Source organism: Corallococcus sp. AB030 (assembly GCF_003668965.1).
Classification (GTDB): Bacteria; Myxococcota; Myxococcia; order Myxococcales; family Myxococcaceae; genus Corallococcus; species Corallococcus exiguus.
The window spans coordinates 1-15,792 of record NZ_RAWQ01000232.1; the positions used below are offsets into that span (position 1 = coordinate 1).

The window sequence follows — 15,792 nt, forward strand, 5'->3', positions numbered from 1 at the left end:
CGTCAGGGGGATGTGGCTGCTGGCCCTCGTGCTGGTGGGGGCGACGTGGCTGGTGGGCCGCGGGACGCAGGCGGCGCCGCGCGAGGCGGGGGGCGTGGCGGCGAAGGTGCGGACCGGGGACGTGGTGTTCCAGACGTCGGGGTCACGCCAGTCGAAGGCCATCCAGGTGGCCACGCACAGCCCGCTGTCGCACGTGGGGCTGGTGGAGGTGACGCCGGACGGGACGTTCGTGGTGGAGGCCGTGCAGCCGGTGAAGCGCACACCGTTCGCGAAGTGGAAGGCGCGCGGGGTGAAGGGGCGGCTCCTGGTGATGCGGCCGCAGGGGGTGGATGACGCGGCGAAGGCGCGTGCGGTGGAGGAGGCGAAGCGTCACCTGGGCAAGCCGTACGACGCGCTCTTCGGGTGGGGAGACGAGGCGATGTACTGCTCGGAGCTGGTGCGCAAGGCGTACGCGACGGGCGCGGGCGTGGAGTACGGGAAGATGGAGCGGCTGGGCGACCTGGACGTCGCGGGGCTGCAGCGTGAAATCGCGGAGCGCTACCGCGGTCCGGTGCCGGTGGACCTGGAGCTGGTGACGCCCGCGAGCCTGGCGGCGGATGCCCGGCTCGCGGTCGTGTATTCGAACTTCCCGCGGGCGCCCTAGCGCTTCACGCGCAGGACCTGGAACCCCTTCCCTCCGGTTCCGAAGCCCCTCAGGTTCTCCGCCCGCACCACCAGGTCGCCGCCGGGCAGCACGCCCCAGACCTCCGCGCGGGCCAGGACGCCGCTGGTGGCCCGCTCGAATCTCCGGGCCTCCGTCCACGCCACGCCGTCCGTGCTGGTGAAGAGCCGCGCGTAGAGGTCCGACGCGGGCTGCACATCGCCCACGTCCGCCCTCGCCGTTCCCATCACGAAGCCGCCTCCCATCAGCGCATCCACCGAGTACGCCGGCCCCGGCAGCGTCATCAGCGCGTCCACCCGTCCGCTCGCGTACACGCGCAGGAGCTTCGGGTGCTCCGGCTCATAGAGCGTGGACTGCCCCAGCAGCAGCTCTCCTCCCGGCAACACCGTGCCCGTCACCGCGTTGGCAGCGTAGCCACCCATCACCTTCGTCCAGGTGCGCCCGCCGTCCGTCGAGCGCACCACCGCCGCCTGCGCGCTGCTGCTCCCGAACGTGGCCCACAGCACGCTGCGCGTCGCATCCGCGTACAGCGCCGTGCCGTGACGGTGGTCCTGGAACGTCGCTCGCGTGGCCCACGTCGCTCCGCCGTCCGTGCTCGCCCACAGCCGCAGCGGCGTGTTCCCGGAGGTGAACGTCTGGTACTCCAGGAAGAACACCGTGCTGCCCAGCTCCGCGAAGCTCGCGGGCGACATCGCGCGGTAGCTCCCCAGCGAGGCCACGTCCGCCCACGTGCGCCCGCCGTCCGTGGAGCGCTCCAGGTGGTAGCTGCCACCGCGGCTCATCTGCGCCAGCAGCGTCCCGTCCTTGAGCGCCGCCATCACCCAGAACGACGCGCCGCCCACGCCCTGCCCTCTCGCGCTGAAGGTGCGCCCGCCGTCCGTGCTCGCCCACAACTTCGAACGGCTCCCGTCCAGCGCCAGCGCGAACACCGTGCCCGCGCCGTCCACGGCCAGCACCTCGTGCGTCGTGTTCGTGAACACCGGCTCCAGCGTCACCGGTCCCTGGACACCGCCATCCACCGGCGGCGTCCCCGCATCGACACCGGCATCCGTGCCCGAGCCGGCATCCGGCGTCCCCGCGTCCACGCCGCCATCCGGGGTGCCCGAGCCTGCATCGCTCGCACCACCGCCATCCGGGGTCCCCGCGCCGCCATCCGGAGTCCCGCCGTCCTGACCGGAACCGCCGCCTCCTTCCGGCTGGCGTGCCAGCGCCACGCGCATCACCCGGCCGCTGGAGTTCGCGTCCACCGCGTCGCCGTAGAAGCACGGCACCTCCGTGACGCTGTCCGGCAGCACGTCCAGGGTGCTCAGGTAGCCCTTGAAGCTCGTGCGCGAATCCAGCGTCACCGGGTCGCTGAACACGCCGTTGCGCAGCACCCGCACGCGGATCTCGTAATCCGTCGCCGTCTGGAAGTGATTGTAGAAGACATACAGCGCGTCCCCGATGCGCGTCACCGCGGGCTGCAACGCCCAGTCCGGCGTCCCCTCCACCAGGATGCGCGAGCCGAACGACGTCCCGTCGAAGCGCCGGTAGTACAGCCGCTCCGTCTCGTCCTTGTAGACCAGGTGGATGCCGCCCTTGCCGTCCTCCACCGCGCTCAGCGCCGCGCCGTGGTAGATGCCGTCGGAGAACGCGTCCCGCTGCGGACCCCACGTGTCCAGCGGATCCGCCGCGTCGCGCACCCGCAGCCGCGTGGGCTCGAAGCCGTCGTGCATGGCCCAGAAGAAGACGAGCTTGGACCCCACGCTGAGCAGCCGTCCCCCGCCCCGCTTCCGCGTGCGCCCCAGGTCCGGCTGCTTCTGGAAGCTCGTGCCCCCGTCCGTGGACACCGCCACCACCGCCGTGGAGCCGCCGTCCGACTCCAGCCGGAACGCCTGCACCCACAGCCGTCCCTTGGAGTCCCGCGCCAGCAGCGCCCGCGAATACGCCGTCGCACTGTCCGCGTTGAACACCCGCACCGCCGGCTCCGGCGTCCAGGTGTCCTGCGCCGCGTCGTAGCGCCACCACTGGAAGTACACGTCGTGCCGCGACGACGCCGCCAGTGAGGGGCCTTCGTACGCGTAGACCATCGCCACGTCGCGCCCCACCGCGACCAGCTCCGCCCGGTCGTGGTGCGACGCATCCGGCTGGATTTCCGCCAGCTTGGAGAAGCCCTGGAACCCGTCCTCGGAACGGAACAGGTTCAGCCCCTCGCCCTCCGCCCCCTGCTGCTGGATGGCCAGGAGCCACGTGGGCGCATGTCCATTGCCTGTCTCAATTCGCACCGCGTGCCGATGCGCCGGCAGCGTCAGGGCATTGCCCCCGCCGGCCGGCACCATGGGCACTCCTCCCGCCGCCACCACCGTGGTCAGCAGGGCCCCCACCCAGGACATCATGTGTTTTAGCGCCCCCTGTCGTATCCCCTCCCGAAAGGTAGGGATGACAGACCCGGGGGCAATCCGGCGGAGGCGGACCTGAAGGGCCCGGCATTCTCCACGCGGACAGGTGAACACACCGCACACCGCGCGACGCCCCCGGACCTGGGGAGCGTCGCGTCAGCGTCCTGCGACTACTTCTTGCGGCGGCGCGGAGCGACGGTGCCCGCGTCGGTGGCCGTGCCCGCGTCCGCACCCTCAATCGTGCCCGCGTCCGCGCCCGTGCCGGCGTCCGGCGTGACCGTGGTGATGGCCGGGGGCGGGTTCACCAGCTTCAGCGAGTTGAGGAACGGCTCCGCCGTGGTGTTGGGGTGGTTGGGGTTGTAGATGACCAGCAGCGTGTACAGGCGCGGGCCCACCAGGAAGTTGCGCGCCTTCACCTCGCCGTGGACAGGCGAGCTGACCGAGTAGGCCTTGCCGGGGTAGCCATCCAGGGTGATGTCCGACTCTTCCTTGAGGGTGCCCTGGACTTCCTTCACCAGGCCGTCCTTGCCCTCGTTCAGCAGGGCCTCCGGGGGACGGCTCGCCACCAGCCGCTCCGGGTAGTCCGCGGTGCTGACGGAGTAGACGGTGTTGTCCTCGGTGCGCACGGTGAAGGCCGCGGTGTTCACCGTGTTGGCGCCCAGCGGGATCTGCCTGCGCGCGACCTGGGGCTCCATCGGCATGCCGATGGTGAAGCCTTCCGCTGCCTCGTAGGGCTTGAATTCCGGGGCCGGGGTGGCCGCGGTGCCATCCGCGCCCGGGGTGGGCTCGTTGGGCACGTCCTCGATGGTGGAGGTGGCCGAGGGACCACCGGTGCCGCCCGAGGAGGAGCCGTCGGTCTTCTGCTGGTTGGCGCACGCGCCGGCGATGAGCGCGAGCGTGGTAAGCGAGGCAAGGAGGAGGCGGGACAACGGGCGCATGGGCACGCTTCCTGAGCGGGAAGTGGAAGAAAACAGCTTGTCTTGTCGGACGCTAGACGAAGTCCTCCGCCGCTGACTACCCGAGTTTCGACGCGGCGCGAGCAACTTGCCCTGGCCCCGCCCCCGGAAGCGTCCGGGGGCGGACACCGAGCCGGGGCCGGAAAGTCGGCGCGGGAGGGCTATTCCCCCAGGTACGCGCGCCGAATCTCGGCGCTCTCCAGCAGCGCCTTGCCGGGGCCGGCCATCACCACCTCGCCCGTCTCCAGCACGTAGCCGTAGTGGGCGGCGTTGAGGGCCAGGTGCGCGTTCTGCTCCACCAGCAGCACGCTGACGCCGGTGGCGTTCACCTCGCGCAGGGTGCGGAAGATGGTCTCCGTCACCTGCGGCGCCAGGCCCAGGGACGGCTCGTCCAGCAGCAGCAGCTGCGGCTTGCTGAGCAGCGCCCGGGCGATGGCCAGCATCTGCTGCTCGCCACCGGACAGCGTGCCCGCCAGCTGCTTCTGACGCTCGCGCAGCACCGGGAACAGGCTGAAGCCCTTGTCCATGTCCTGGCGCACCTGGGCGGTGTCCTTGCGCAGGTACGCGCCCAGCTCCAGGTTCTCGTACACGGTGAGGTTGGGGAAGATGCCCCGCCCCTCCGGCGCGTGCGCCATGCCGCGCGGCACCAGCTGGTGCGCCTTCAGGCCGGTGATGTCCTTCCCCGCCAGCGTGATGCGGCCCGCGGTCGGCTTGAGCATGCCGCTCACCGCGCGCAGGGTGCTCGTCTTGCCCGCGCCGTTGGCACCGATGAGGGCCACCATCTCGCCCTTGCCCACCGTCAGGGACACGCCCCGGAGCGCCTGGATGGCGCCGTAGCGGACCTGGATGCCCTCCACCGACAGGAGCGGCTCGAACGCGCGCCGCTCGCCCAGCACCTTCACAGGCTCGCTCACGCCGCGCCTCCGTGGGACTCCAGGTAGCTGTCGCCCAGGTACGCCTCGATGACCTTGCGGTCGCTGCGCACTTCCGCCGGAGCGCCGCGGGCGATGGTCTCGCCGTGGTCCAGCACGGTGATGCGCTCGCAGATGCCCATCACCAGCTTCATGTCGTGCTCGATGACCAGCACCCCCAGCGAGAACTCGTCGCGCAGCCGGCGGATGAGCACCATCAGGTCCGCCTTCTCACGCGTGTTCATGCCCGCCGCGGGCTCGTCCAGCAGCAGCACCTTGGGGCGGGTGCCCAGCGCGCGGGCGATCTCCAGCCGGCGCTGCTCGCCGTACGGGAGGTTCTTCGCCTCTTCATCGCGGCGGTGCGACAGGCCCATGACCTCCAGCAGGTGCTCCGCCTGGCGCGTCAGCTCGCGCTCCTCGGCCTGGAAGCCGGGGGTGAGCAGCAGCGCGCGCCACCAGTCGCGGTAGTTGCGCATCGCCGTGCCCGCCTTGGCCAGCGGGCCCATGACCACCGGGTGCAGCGCCCCCTGCGCGCGGCATGCCACCTTCACGTTGTCCAGCGCCGTCAGCGCGCGGAACAGGCGGATGTTCTGGAACGTGCGCGCCAGGCCCAGGTGGTTGATTTGATGCGGCACCCAGCCGTTCACCCGCTGCCCGGCCACGCGCACCTCGCCCTCGGTGGGCTGGTACACGCCGGTGAGCACGTTGAACGCGGTGGACTTGCCCGCGCCGTTGGGACCAATGAGGCCCAGCAGGTCGCCCTGGCGCACGGAGAGGTTGAAGTCCGTAAGGGCCTTGAGGCCCCCGAAGCGGATGCTCACGCCGGACGCCTGGAGCAGCGCGTCCCCGGAGCCCGAGGCGGAGACAGGAGTCACGGCGGCGCTCATGTCAGCCCCTTCTTCTTCCGGGGAAGCCACCGGGGAAGCACGTCCCAGAGCTCCTTCGTGCCGAACAGGCCCTGCGGCCGCGCCAGCATCAGCACGACCAGCAGGACGCCGTACACGGGCATGCGGATCTGATCCACCTTCTGCGCCAGGCTTCCCCCCGCGCCCAGCGCGCCGAACAGTGAGCGCAGGCCTTCGGGCAAGAGCGTGAGGAAGATGGCCGCGACGATGGCGCCCGTGCTGGAGCCCAGCCCGCCCAGCACCACCATGACGACGATCTCCATGGACTTCACGAAGGTGAACGAGCCCGGGTTGATGATGGGCACGAAGTGCGCGAACAGGCCGCCGGCGATGCCCGCGAAGAACGACGAGATGACGAACGCGCGGACCTTGTAGCCGGTGGTGTCCACGCCCATGGCCTCCGCGGCCACTTCGTCCTCGCGGATGGCCCACAGGCTGCGGCCGTGGCTGGAGCCCGCGATGCGCCGGGACACCAGCACCACCAGGAAGACCCAGAAGTACACCATGGCCACGCTGGAGTACTGCGGGATGCCGGACAGGCCCAGCGCGCGGCCGAAGGCCTCCGTGTTCTGCACCACCACGCGGATGATTTCACCGAAGCCCAGCGTCACGATGGCCAGGTAGTCCCCGCGAAGCCGCAGCGACGGCAGGCCCACCAGGAAGCCGCACAGCGCCGCGCAGGTGCCGCCCGCGAGCAGCGCCACGGTGAAGAGCACCTGGTCGCTGGCGGCCACCGGCAGGAAGGACAGCGCCACTTCCTTCAACTCCAGGGACGTGACGCCCGCGATGTACGCGCCCACGGCCATGAAGCCCGCGTGGCCAATGGAGAACTGGCCCGTCATGCCGTTCACGATGTTGAGGCTCACCGCGAGGATGATGTTCACCCCCACCACGGACAGCAGGTACGTGGCGAAGGGCGAGGTGTTCAGCAGCACATCCGCCAGGACCACCAGCGGCACCGCGATGAGCACGGGCAGGATGCCGCGCAGGGCCGGGGGCACGCGGCCCACGGACTCGTCCGACAGCGTCGTCACACCAGGGGCCGCCATCAGACCTTCTCCGCCGCGACGCGGCCGAACAGACCGCCCGGCTTCACCAGCAGCACCAGGATGAGGAAGCCGAAGGCCACCGCGTCACGCCAGGTGCTGGCCGCGTAGCCCACCACGAACTCCTCCACCAGGCCCAGCAGCAGCGCGCCCACCACGGCGCCCGGCACGTTGCCGATGCCGCCGATGACCGCCGCCACGAAGGCCTTGAGGCCCACGTACAGGCCCATGAGCGGGCTCACGGACGTGTCCTTGATGGCGTAGAGCAGGCCCGCGCCCGCCGCCAGCGCGCTGCTGAGCATGAACGTCAGCGCGATGATGCGGTCGGTGGGGATGCCCATCAGCGCCGCGGTGCGGTGGTCGTAGGACACCGCGCGCATCGCCTTGCCAAAGCGCGTCCGGTACACGAGGAACTGGAGCCCGGCCATCAGCGCCACGGCGATGATGAAGCTGATGACCTGCCAGTTCCACACCACCACGTCGCGGTCGCCAATGATGAACCACTCACTGGGGACGATGACCTCCGGGAAGGCCCGGGGGGACGCGCCCGGCAGGAAGCCGATGTCCAGCTGGAAGCCGTACGACAGCGCGAACGAGATGCCGATGGCGGTGATGAGCGCGGTGAGGCGCGGCTTCTCGCGCAGCGGCCGGTAGGCGAAGCGCTCGATGAGGAAGCCAAGCAGCGCGCACCCCACCATGGCCACCGCGAAGATGAGGACCACGCCCCACATGGAGCGCTGCGCCTGCCGCCCGAGGGCGAAGGCCGTGGCGTAGCCCATGTAGACGCCGACCATCATCACGTCGCCGTGGGCGAAGTTGATGAGCTTGAGGACGCCGTACACCATCGTGTAGCCCAGCGCGACCAGGGCGTAGATGGTGCCGGCGGCCAGACCGTTGATGAGGTGCTGGATGAGCTGCGACATATGCCGGGGTGGGCCCTGGGTTTAAGGCGAGATGGTGGTGACGTAGGTGGACTTGCCGTCCGCGACCTTCAGCACCACGGCGGACTTCACCGCGTTGCGCTTCGCATCCAGCGTGATGTTGCCCGCCACGCCGGGGAAGTCCTTCGTCTTCGCGATGGCCGCGCGCAGGGCCGGGCCGCTGGTGTCCGGGGCGTTCTTGAGCGCCTCGATGGCGACGCGCGCGGCGTCGTAGCCCAGCGCCGCGAGCGCGTCCGGCACCGCGCCGTTGTTGTCCGCCTTGTAGTCCGCGATGAACTTCTTCACGCGCTCGTCCGGGTTGTCCGGCGAGTAGTGATTGGAGAAGTAGCTGCCGTCGATGGCGCTGCCGCCCAGCTCGAAGAGCTTCTCGGAGTCCCAGCCGTCGCCGCCCATCAGCGGCACCTTCAGGCCCAGCTCGCGCGCCTGGCGGGCGATGATGCCCACCTCGCTGTAGTAGCCCGGCACGTAGATGCCCTCCGGCTGCGTCTTCTTGATGGCCGTCAGCTGCGCGCGGTAGTCCGTGTCGCCCTGGCTGTAGCTCTCCGTGGCGGTGATTTTCCCGCCCATCTCCGCGAACTTCTGGCGGAACACCTCCGTGAGGCCAATGGAGTAGGCGCTCTTGTTGTCCTGGAGCACCGCGACCTTGTTCAGCTTGAGGTTCTCCCGCGCGAACTTCGCCATCACGAAGCCCTGGAACGGGTCGATGAAGCAGACGCGGAAGATGTTGTCGCCCTTCTCCGTCACGGAGGGGTTGGTGGACGACGGGGTGATCATGGGCACGCCGGCCGCCTGCGCCTTCTCCGCCATGGCCAGGGAGCTGGACGAAGCCACCTCGCCCAGGATGAGCGCCACCTTGTCCTGCGTGATGAGGCGGGTGACGGCCTGCGCGGCCTCCTCCGGCTTGCTCTGGTCGTCGTACACGCGCACGACCAGCTTCTTGCCCTTCACGCCGCCGGCCGCGTTGGCTTCCTTCACCGCCAGCGCGATGCCGTTGCGGGTGGAGATGCCGAACGTCGCCTGACCGCCCGTCAGCGCGCCCACTTCACCCAGCACGATGACGTCATCACCCGCCGGGGGCGTGCCGCCCTGCGCGGTGGCCGGAGCCTGCGCCGAGGGGGCGCCTCCCGCCTCTCCCGTGGGCTGCGTCTTCTTCTCGCAGGCGGCCGCCAGGACGGCGAGCGCGGCGAGGAGCATCGGGGCAAGTCGTCGCATGTGGGGGCTTCCTCCGGGGGAGATGACGGGCAAAGCCCCGGTTTTCTAGGGGAGCCCTCCCCATGGGTCAAGCGCACAGCTTGGCTCCGGAGTCCCGCCAACACCCCGAAACATCGCTGTCGCGCCCCCCTGCCCCAACCCCAAGTGCGCGCCAGGTCCGCTCAGGGCTCCAGCCAGTAGTGCTCCCGGCCCGACGGTCCCCGGCGGATCCTCGGGAGGCCCTGGGGTCCGGCCTCTGGTGCTTCGCGGTCCTCCCAGGGCGCCATGTCCTCGTGCGTCAGCGACCACCCGGCGGAGGGAGGGTCCTCCGGGTCCGGCAGCGCGGTGGGCGTCCAGGTGACGGGCTCCAGGACTGGCACCGCTTCCGGAATGGACTCCGGAAGCACCGCTCCCGCGCGACGGCGCCGGAGTCGGCCCGCCACCAGCAGTCCCACCGCGCCGGCCATCCACCCGAGTCCCCGGCCAGGCCTCGTGGCTCGCATCACAGGCTCCTCTCGCACGGGCCGGTCCATCCGGACTCGCGCCCTCACAGTGAGGTGTGGGGACGCGCGCTGCCAACGTGAAGCCCGGGGGTTCCGCTCCCGCATGCCTGTCCTCTGGACAGGGAGCAGGGAGGCGTCCGGCGCGGCGTTGCCAGCGGCGGACGACGTACCGAGCCCCTGGAGCATCCAGCACCAGGGGTTTTCTTGGGCGTCATTGAACCCACTTTTCGGGTGATGGCCGTGGCGGACACTTCAGCGTCCACTTCCCCCCAGGAAACCCTCTCCAGCGCGCTGGACGGCCCTGACGTTCCGCTCGCGACCACATCCGACCCGACGTGAAGGCACAAGGAGCCAAGTCCATGATGATCAAGCGCAACGACATCAAGGAAGGGATGACGGTCCGCAGCAGCGACGGCGAGAAGCTGGGCAAGGTGTTCGCCGTGAGCGAGGGCGAGTTCCACATCGAGAAGGGGATGTTCTTCCCGAAGGACTACCTGGTCCGCTACCTGGAGGTGAGCGACATCCGCAACGGGGAGATCTACCTCAACCACGGCCGCGAGGCGCTGCGAGGGCTGTCCGACGCCGGCGCCGTGGGCGCGACGGCGGCGACGGCCACCGGCGGCACCATGGGTGGCATTGGCGCGGGGCTGAAGACGGGCACCACGAAGGTCGGAGACGTGGCCCGGACCGGCGCGGAGAAGGTCGGCATCAAGGACCGGGAGCTGAAGGAGCGCGAGCTGCGCACCGACATCCGAGCCGAGGAGCGCGAGCTGCGCACCGACATCCGAGCCGCCGAGCGCATCGCGAACGAGGACGTCACGCTGCGCACGCACCATGAGGAGCTGGGCGTCACCAAACGCCAGCGCTCCGCGGGCGAGGCGCAGGTGCGCAAGATTGTCGTCGAGGAGCGGAAGACGGTGGAGGTCCCGCTGCGCCACGAGGAGGTGGAGGTGGTGCGCCGGGCGGTGAAGGGCGACAACATTCCCGGCGACGTGGCGGACTTCCGGGAGGAGACCATCCGCATCCCCCTGAGCGCGGAGGAGGCGGAGCTGACCAAGCGCGCGTACACGGACGAGGAGATCACCATCCACAAGCGCCCCATCGAGGAGCGCCGTAGCATGGAGGGCCGCGTCCGCCACGAGGAGCTGGAGGACGTGAAGGTGGTGCGCACCGAGCCCAACGTGGACGAGGAGAAGCGCCGCGCCGGCTACCGCGCGGACGCGGACATCGACCCGCTCAAGCGCTCGTAGCGCGGACGGGATGGAAGCCTCGAACAGTCCTTGTGCTCCGCCCCCGCATGCCGCGCCTTCACGCGCGCGGTGTGCGGGGGAGGTGGCGCATCGTCATGTCAGCGCGGAGTGCGGGTGGGCGGCGGCGCGCGGGTGGGGGCCTCCCGCTGGCGGTCCACGGCGGTCTCCAGCCGCTGCGAGTCGCGCAGACGCTCCGGGAACAACCGTCCCGCCAGCGCCGCCAGTGCCGTATCGCGCGCGGGGGGACACGCGGCCACCAGCCGGTCCGCCATGGCGTGCGCGGTGGGGAAACGGGCCTCGGGGTCCTTGGACAGCGCCACCGACAGCACGTTCCACAGAGGGGCGAGCACCTCCGGAGGCTTCGTCAGCTTCTCCTGGCAGATGGCCTTCATGGTGTCCAACTCGTCCTCGCGCTCGAAGGCCCGCCGTCCCGTGAGGGCCTGGTAGAGGACGAGCCCCATGGCGAACAGGTCGCTTCGCGCGTCCAGCTTCTGGCCCAGCGCCTGCTCCGGGGACATGTAGAGCGGCTTGCCCTTCACGATGCCCGGCAGCGTCACCGTGCGCTGCGCGCGCACCTTGGCCACGCCGAAGTCCAGCACCTTCACCTGGCCATCGAAGCCCACCATCACGTTGTGCGGTGACAGGTCGCGGTGCACCAGTTCCAGGGACGCGCCGTCCTCGCCCTTGAGCGCATGCGCGGCGTGCAGCCCCATCAGCGCCTGCGACACGATGGCGGACACCACCGCCGGCTCCAGCGGCCCCTTGTTGGCGCGCAAGAGCCGGTCCAGGTCGATGCCGTTCACCAGCTCCATGGCCATGTAGTACGCGCCCTGCGCCTCGCCGAAGTCGTAGACGTGCACCAGGTTGGGGTGCGACAGCCGCAGGCCGATGCGCGCCTCGTCCAGGAACTGCTGCACCATCTCTGGCTGCGCCGTCAGGTGGGGCAGGATGCGCTTGAGCGCCACCAGCCGCCCCAGCCCCTCCGGCCCGCGAGTGCGCGCGATGAGCACCTGCGCCATGCCGCCCGTGCCCAGGGGCTTCACGACCTCATAGCGGCCAATGCGTCCGCGGTTGACGGGCGTGCCCTCCACGTCCAGCTCGTCCAGCCGCTCCAGCGGTCCCCGGCCGTCCGTCAGCGCCAGGAAGGACAGCACCGCCGAGTCCAACTGCTCGCCAATCGCCTCCACCAGCCCCATCACCCGCTGGCCGCCGTCCTCGAAGTTCCCATCCACCACCAGCCCCAGTCCGCCCAGGTTCAGCCGTCCCAGGGTGAGCTGCTGGCAGAAGAGCATCCGGCCTTCGCGCAGCTTCCGGGGGCCGCTCCAGTGGGCCGCCTCGAAGACGTCCACGCCCAGCTCGCCCAGCACACGCGTCAGCACCGGGCCTCGCGTGCCCCGGAGCGAAACGAAGCCCGCCTTCGCGTGCACCATGCGGGCGCACTGCGTTAGGAACACGTCCAGGCCGGTGTCGAGGTCCAGACCCCGCTCCAGGCAGTCCTCGAGGATGTCGTCGGCCATCCGGTTCACGGCCATCAGGCCGCGCAGGAAGGCCAGCTCTTCTTCCGGGGATTGGAATGCCACGCATTCATCAATACCCGAAAACCCGGCGGGGATGCAGCGCCCACCGGGTGGGACGTCAGACGCGCTCGCGGTCCACGCGCACCATCGGCGACAGGCGCTCCGGCAGTTCACCCAGCTCCGGCGTCGCGCGGGTCACGGGGTGCTCCAGCAGCCCGTGGCGGTCCAGCATGTACTCCAGGTGCGCCACGCGCGCGCGCAGCGCCTCCAGCTCCCCGGCGGGCCGGGCCTGGACCTCGCGCACGCGCAGCCACGTCTCAATCACGGGCTTGAGGGCGAAGCGCAGCGTGAGGCCGAGCAGCGGCACACCGACGGTCATGCCGGTGACCATGATGACCATGACGGCTTCGGTCAGTTCCATGAGGGAGGCTCCAGGGAAAAAGAGAGGCGGACCCCCGGCCTACGAACGGGGGGACCGGGCGATTGCACCGCCCGGCCCACGCCCGGGGTGAGGCATCAGCCGGACTTGGCCTGGTCCGTGTAGATGGCGTCCGCGATGCGGTACGCGCTGCCCTCCAGCCGCTGGAAGGCCTCCTTCAAGGCACCGGCGTCGGAGGTGTTGAGCACGGAGCGCAGGCGCTCCAGGTCCGTCTGGATTTCGCCCTTGTCCTTCTCCGACAGGAGGTTGGCGTACTCCTCCAGGCTCTTCTCCGTGGTGTAGATGAGCCCGTCCGCGTTGTTGCGCAGCTCCGCCAGCTCCTTCTTCTTCTTGTCGTCCGCGGAGTGCGACTGGGCGTCGTTGATCATCCCCTGGATTTCGGCTTCGGACAGGCCGGAGTTGCCCACCACGCGCACCTGCTGCTGCTTGCCGGTGCCCAGGTCTCGCGCGCTCACGTGCACGATGCCGTTCGCGTCGATGTCGAAGGACACTTCAATCTGCGGCACGCCGCGCGGCGCGGGCGGGATGCCGACCAGTTCGAAGCGCGCCAGCGTCTTGTTGTCCGCCGCCATCTCGCGCTCGCCCTGGAGGACGTGCACGGACACGAGCGGCTGGTTGTCCACCGCGGTGGAGAACACCTGGCCCTTCTTGCAGGGGATGGTGGTGTTCTTGTCGATGATCTTCGTGAAGACGCCGCCCGCGGTCTCCACGCCCAGGGACAGCGGCGTGACGTCCAGCAGGAGGACGTCCTTCACCTCGCCCTTGAGCACGCCGCCCTGGATGGCGGCGCCCACGGCGACGACTTCATCCGGGTTGATGCCCTTGTGGGGCTCCTTGCCGAAGAACTCCTTCACCTTCTGCTGCACGCGCGGCATGCGCGTCATGCCGCCCACCAGGAGGACCTGGTTGATGGCCTGCGCGGTGAGGCCCGCGTCCTTGAGCGCGATGCGGCACGGCTCGATGGAGCGGTCGATGAGGTCCGCGACCAGGGCCTCGAAGGTGGACCGGTCCACGGTCTCCGTGAGGTGCTTGGGGCCAGACGCGTCCGCGGTGATGAACGGGAGGTTGACCTCCGTCTCCGGGGCGCTGGACAGCTCGTGCTTGGCGCGCTCCGCCGCCTCCTTCAGGCGCTGGAGCGCCATGCGATCCTTGCGCAGGTCCAGGCCGTTGTTCTGCTCCGCGAAGCGCTTGGCCAGGTAGTCGATGAGGCGCTGGTCGAAGTCCTCGCCACCCAGGAACGTGTCGCCGTTGGTGCTCTTGACCTCGAACACGCCGGCGGTGAGCTCCAGGATGGAGATATCGAACGTGCCGCCGCCCAGGTCGTAGACGGCGACGCGCTCCGTGGTGGCGTCCTTCACCTTGTCCAGGCCGTACGCGAGCGCCGCGGCCGTGGGCTCGTTGATGATGCGCAGCACGCTCAAGCCCGCGATGCGGCCCGCGTCCTTCGTCGCCTGGCGCTGGCTGTCGTTGAAGTAGGCGGGGACGGTGATGACGGCCTCGGTGACGGGCTCTCCGAGGTAGTCCTCCGCCGTCTGCTTCATCTTCATCAGCACGATGGCGCTGACTTCCGGCGGGCTGTAGCCCTTGCCCCGGATTTCAACCCACGCATCGCCGTTGGGGCTGGACGCCACCTTGAAGGAGGAGACGCCAATGGCCTTCTTCGCCTCCGGCGAGTCGAACTTGCGGCCGATGAGGCGCTTGGCCGCGAAGACCGTGTTCTCCGGGTTGGTGATGGCCTGCCGCTTGGCAATCTGGCCCACCAGGCGTTCACCGGAGTCGGTGAAGCCCACCATGGAGGGCGTGGTGCGGCTGCCTTCGCTGTTGGGGATGACCACCGGCTCGCCGCCTTCCATCACGGCGACGCAGGAGTTGGTGGTGCCCAGGTCGATTCCAATCACCTTCGCCATGACTACTGACTCCCCCCGGAGGAACTGTCGGACGGCGCGGAAGTCTGGGGCTCCGCGCTCTTGCCTTCTTCAGACGCCTTCGGTGCTTCCGTGCCGGCCGCGGGCGCGGCGGCTTCCGGCTCCGCGGCAACGGGCTCCGGCGCCGCGACGACTTCTGGCGCGCGGGCGACGACGACCATGGCGGGACGCACCAGGCGGTCGTTGAGATGGAAGCCACGCGTCACTTCAAAGAGCACGTGGCCCGCCGGGACGTCCGCGGACTCCACCTGCTGGATGGCTTCGTGCAGGCGCGGGTCGAAGGGCTGGCCCTTGGCGGAGAAGCCCTTCACGCCGTGGCGGCCGAGCGAGTCCTCGAAGGACTTGCGCGTCATGGCCACGCCCTTCTGGAAGCTGTCGAAGTCGGGGGACTTGCTGGCGGCGTCGAGCGCGCGGTCCATGTTGTCCACCACGGGGAGCAGGTCCTTGAGGAGCTTCTCCACGCCGAACTTCTGGACGTCCTCCTTCTCCTTCTGCGCGCGCTTGCGGTAGTTCTCCAGGTCCGCGGCGGAGCGGATGGCCCGGTCCTGGAAGTCCTTGGCGCGCTCGTGCGCCTCCTTCAGGCGCTCCAGCGTCTCGCGGGCCTTCGTCTGGCTGAACTCCAGCTGCGCGCGCAGCGACTCCACCTCCTGGCGGAGCGCGGCCGCGTCCTCGGTGGGGGGAGCGACTTCGGGGGTGGAGACGTCCGCCTCGGCTGCCGGGGCGGAGACGTCCAGCTCCACCTCCGTCTCCGAGCCCGCACTGTCCGCGTCTCCGTCCATCCGACGCTCGACGCTGCGAACCGCCTCGTCGATCACGTCCTGCCCGATGTCCGTCTGGAGGCTGTCCTTGTCTTTGGTACCCGACACGGCGCGCACTATCTCACGCGACGCTGAGCGATCCAACAGGACCCGGGGCGGTCGCGCATGCCCAGCGTGCGGGCAGGCGCGACTTCATGGGCAGCGGAACTTCACGCCCCGGGCGCGGGTTTCTTGCGGCCCAACGTTTTCTTGGAAGCTGGTTTCTTCGGGGCCCGGGCGCCCTTGGCGGCGGCGGGAGCGCTCGCGGTCTTCTTGCGCCCGATGGACTTGCTGCCCCCCTTGGACGCGCCGGAGCTCTTGGCGCGGGGCGGGCGGCTGGGGGCGGCCTCCTCCTCCGGGGCTGCCTTGGAG

The 15,792-nt window shown here is 70.0% G+C and carries 14 protein-coding genes and 1 pseudogene; 2 read left to right on the top strand and 13 right to left on the bottom strand.

The features are described from left to right. The coding region (locus D7Y15_RS36985; RefSeq protein ID WP_368667423.1) for a YiiX/YebB-like N1pC/P60 family cysteine hydrolase at positions 1–643 on the top strand (643 nt) is incomplete at its 5' end. Here D7Y15_RS36985 and D7Y15_RS36990 read toward each other — a convergent pair. The 8 genes from D7Y15_RS36990 to D7Y15_RS37025 form a co-directional block, all read right to left on the bottom strand. Further along, positions 640–3,036: a sialidase family protein gene (locus D7Y15_RS36990; RefSeq protein ID WP_233605234.1), complete on the bottom strand. Its 2,397-nt coding sequence runs from the start codon at positions 3,034–3,036 to the stop codon at positions 640–642. The genes D7Y15_RS36985 and D7Y15_RS36990 overlap by 4 nt on opposite strands. A 173-nt stretch (positions 3,037–3,209) precedes the next feature. Next, positions 3,210–3,977 (bottom strand): hypothetical protein, encoded by a 768-nt coding sequence (locus D7Y15_RS36995; RefSeq protein WP_211487286.1) that lies wholly within the window; start codon positions 3,975–3,977, stop codon positions 3,210–3,212. 179 nt (positions 3,978–4,156) lie between these two features. Then, on the bottom strand, positions 4,157–4,909 hold the full coding sequence (locus D7Y15_RS37000) for an ABC transporter ATP-binding protein (RefSeq protein ID WP_121755519.1): 753 nt from the start codon (positions 4,907–4,909) through the stop codon (positions 4,157–4,159). Then, positions 4,906–5,793 (bottom strand): ABC transporter ATP-binding protein, encoded by an 888-nt coding sequence (locus D7Y15_RS37005; protein WP_120579540.1) that lies wholly within the window; start codon positions 5,791–5,793, stop codon positions 4,906–4,908. The genes D7Y15_RS37000 and D7Y15_RS37005 overlap by 4 nt, the downstream gene beginning before the upstream one ends. Further along, the gene (locus D7Y15_RS37010) at positions 5,790–6,860 is read right to left on the bottom strand and encodes a branched-chain amino acid ABC transporter permease (RefSeq protein ID WP_121755520.1); all 1,071 of its coding nucleotides are present in this window, start codon (positions 6,858–6,860) and stop codon (positions 5,790–5,792) included. The genes D7Y15_RS37005 and D7Y15_RS37010 overlap by 4 nt, the downstream gene beginning before the upstream one ends. After that, entirely contained in the window at positions 6,860–7,780 is a 921-nt protein-coding gene (locus D7Y15_RS37015) for a branched-chain amino acid ABC transporter permease (protein ID WP_120579542.1), read from the bottom strand. Before D7Y15_RS37015 ends, D7Y15_RS37010 begins: the two co-directional genes overlap by 1 nt. A gap of 21 nt (positions 7,781–7,801) precedes the next feature. After that, positions 7,802–9,010, bottom strand: a complete 1,209-nt coding sequence (locus D7Y15_RS37020; protein ID WP_120579543.1) for an ABC transporter substrate-binding protein — start codon at positions 9,008–9,010, stop codon at positions 7,802–7,804. A 161-nt stretch (positions 9,011–9,171) separates the two neighbouring features. Further along, positions 9,172–9,492 (bottom strand): hypothetical protein, encoded by a 321-nt coding sequence (locus tag D7Y15_RS37025; protein WP_126933376.1) that lies wholly within the window; start codon positions 9,490–9,492, stop codon positions 9,172–9,174. A gap of 359 nt (positions 9,493–9,851) precedes the next feature. Between D7Y15_RS37025 and D7Y15_RS37030 the strand changes: the two genes are divergently transcribed. Continuing rightward, the gene (locus tag D7Y15_RS37030; protein ID WP_120579545.1) at positions 9,852–10,742 is read left to right on the top strand and encodes a YsnF/AvaK domain-containing protein; all 891 of its coding nucleotides are present in this window, start codon (positions 9,852–9,854) and stop codon (positions 10,740–10,742) included. Between the two features lie 98 nt (positions 10,743–10,840). Here D7Y15_RS37030 and D7Y15_RS37035 read toward each other — a convergent pair whose 3' ends face one another. From D7Y15_RS37035 to D7Y15_RS46090, 5 genes and pseudogenes are all read right to left on the bottom strand, one after another. After that, positions 10,841–12,274, bottom strand: coding sequence for a serine/threonine-protein kinase (locus D7Y15_RS37035; protein WP_121755523.1), 1,434 nt, complete (start codon positions 12,272–12,274; stop codon positions 10,841–10,843). 103 nt (positions 12,275–12,377) lie between these two features. Further along, positions 12,378–12,680 carry a hypothetical protein gene (locus D7Y15_RS44950; protein ID WP_120578215.1) on the bottom strand — a complete coding sequence of 101 codons (303 nt, stop codon included), beginning with the start codon at positions 12,678–12,680 and terminating at the stop codon, positions 12,378–12,380. A gap of 95 nt (positions 12,681–12,775) precedes the next feature. Continuing rightward, positions 12,776–14,605, bottom strand: coding sequence for a molecular chaperone DnaK (dnaK, locus tag D7Y15_RS37045; protein WP_121755521.1), 1,830 nt, complete (start codon positions 14,603–14,605; stop codon positions 12,776–12,778). 2 nt (positions 14,606–14,607) lie between these two features. Continuing rightward, positions 14,608–15,498: a nucleotide exchange factor GrpE gene (gene grpE, locus D7Y15_RS37050; RefSeq protein ID WP_367303568.1), complete on the bottom strand. Its 891-nt coding sequence runs from the start codon at positions 15,496–15,498 to the stop codon at positions 14,608–14,610. A gap of 92 nt (positions 15,499–15,590) precedes the next feature. Next, positions 15,591–15,792: pseudogene (locus D7Y15_RS46090) on the bottom strand (transcriptional regulator); the annotation flags it as partial.

Bases quoted from the DNA above. Each gene is read 5' to 3' on its own strand.
- D7Y15_RS37035 (WP_121755523.1), bottom strand. From the start codon at position 12,274: ATGGCCGTGAACCGGATGGCCGACGACATCCTCGAGGACTGCCTGGAG.
- D7Y15_RS37015 (WP_120579542.1), bottom strand. From the start codon at position 7,780: ATGTCGCAGCTCATCCAGCACCTCATCAACGGTCTGGCCGCCGGCACC.
- D7Y15_RS37020 (WP_120579543.1), bottom strand. From the start codon at position 9,010: ATGCGACGACTTGCCCCGATGCTCCTCGCCGCGCTCGCCGTCCTGGCG.
- D7Y15_RS36990 (WP_233605234.1), bottom strand. From the start codon at position 3,036: ATGATGTCCTGGGTGGGGGCCCTGCTGACCACGGTGGTGGCGGCGGGA.
- D7Y15_RS44950 (WP_120578215.1), bottom strand. From the start codon at position 12,680: ATGGAACTGACCGAAGCCGTCATGGTCATCATGGTCACCGGCATGACC.
- D7Y15_RS37030 (WP_120579545.1), top strand. From the start codon at position 9,852: ATGATGATCAAGCGCAACGACATCAAGGAAGGGATGACGGTCCGCAGC.
- D7Y15_RS36995 (WP_211487286.1), bottom strand. From the start codon at position 3,977: ATGCGCCCGTTGTCCCGCCTCCTCCTTGCCTCGCTTACCACGCTCGCG.
- D7Y15_RS37025 (WP_126933376.1), bottom strand. From the start codon at position 9,492: ATGCGAGCCACGAGGCCTGGCCGGGGACTCGGGTGGATGGCCGGCGCG.
- D7Y15_RS37010 (WP_121755520.1), bottom strand. From the start codon at position 6,860: ATGGCGGCCCCTGGTGTGACGACGCTGTCGGACGAGTCCGTGGGCCGC.
- dnaK (WP_121755521.1), bottom strand. From the start codon at position 14,605: ATGGCGAAGGTGATTGGAATCGACCTGGGCACCACCAACTCCTGCGTC.
- D7Y15_RS37005 (WP_120579540.1), bottom strand. From the start codon at position 5,793: ATGAGCGCCGCCGTGACTCCTGTCTCCGCCTCGGGCTCCGGGGACGCG.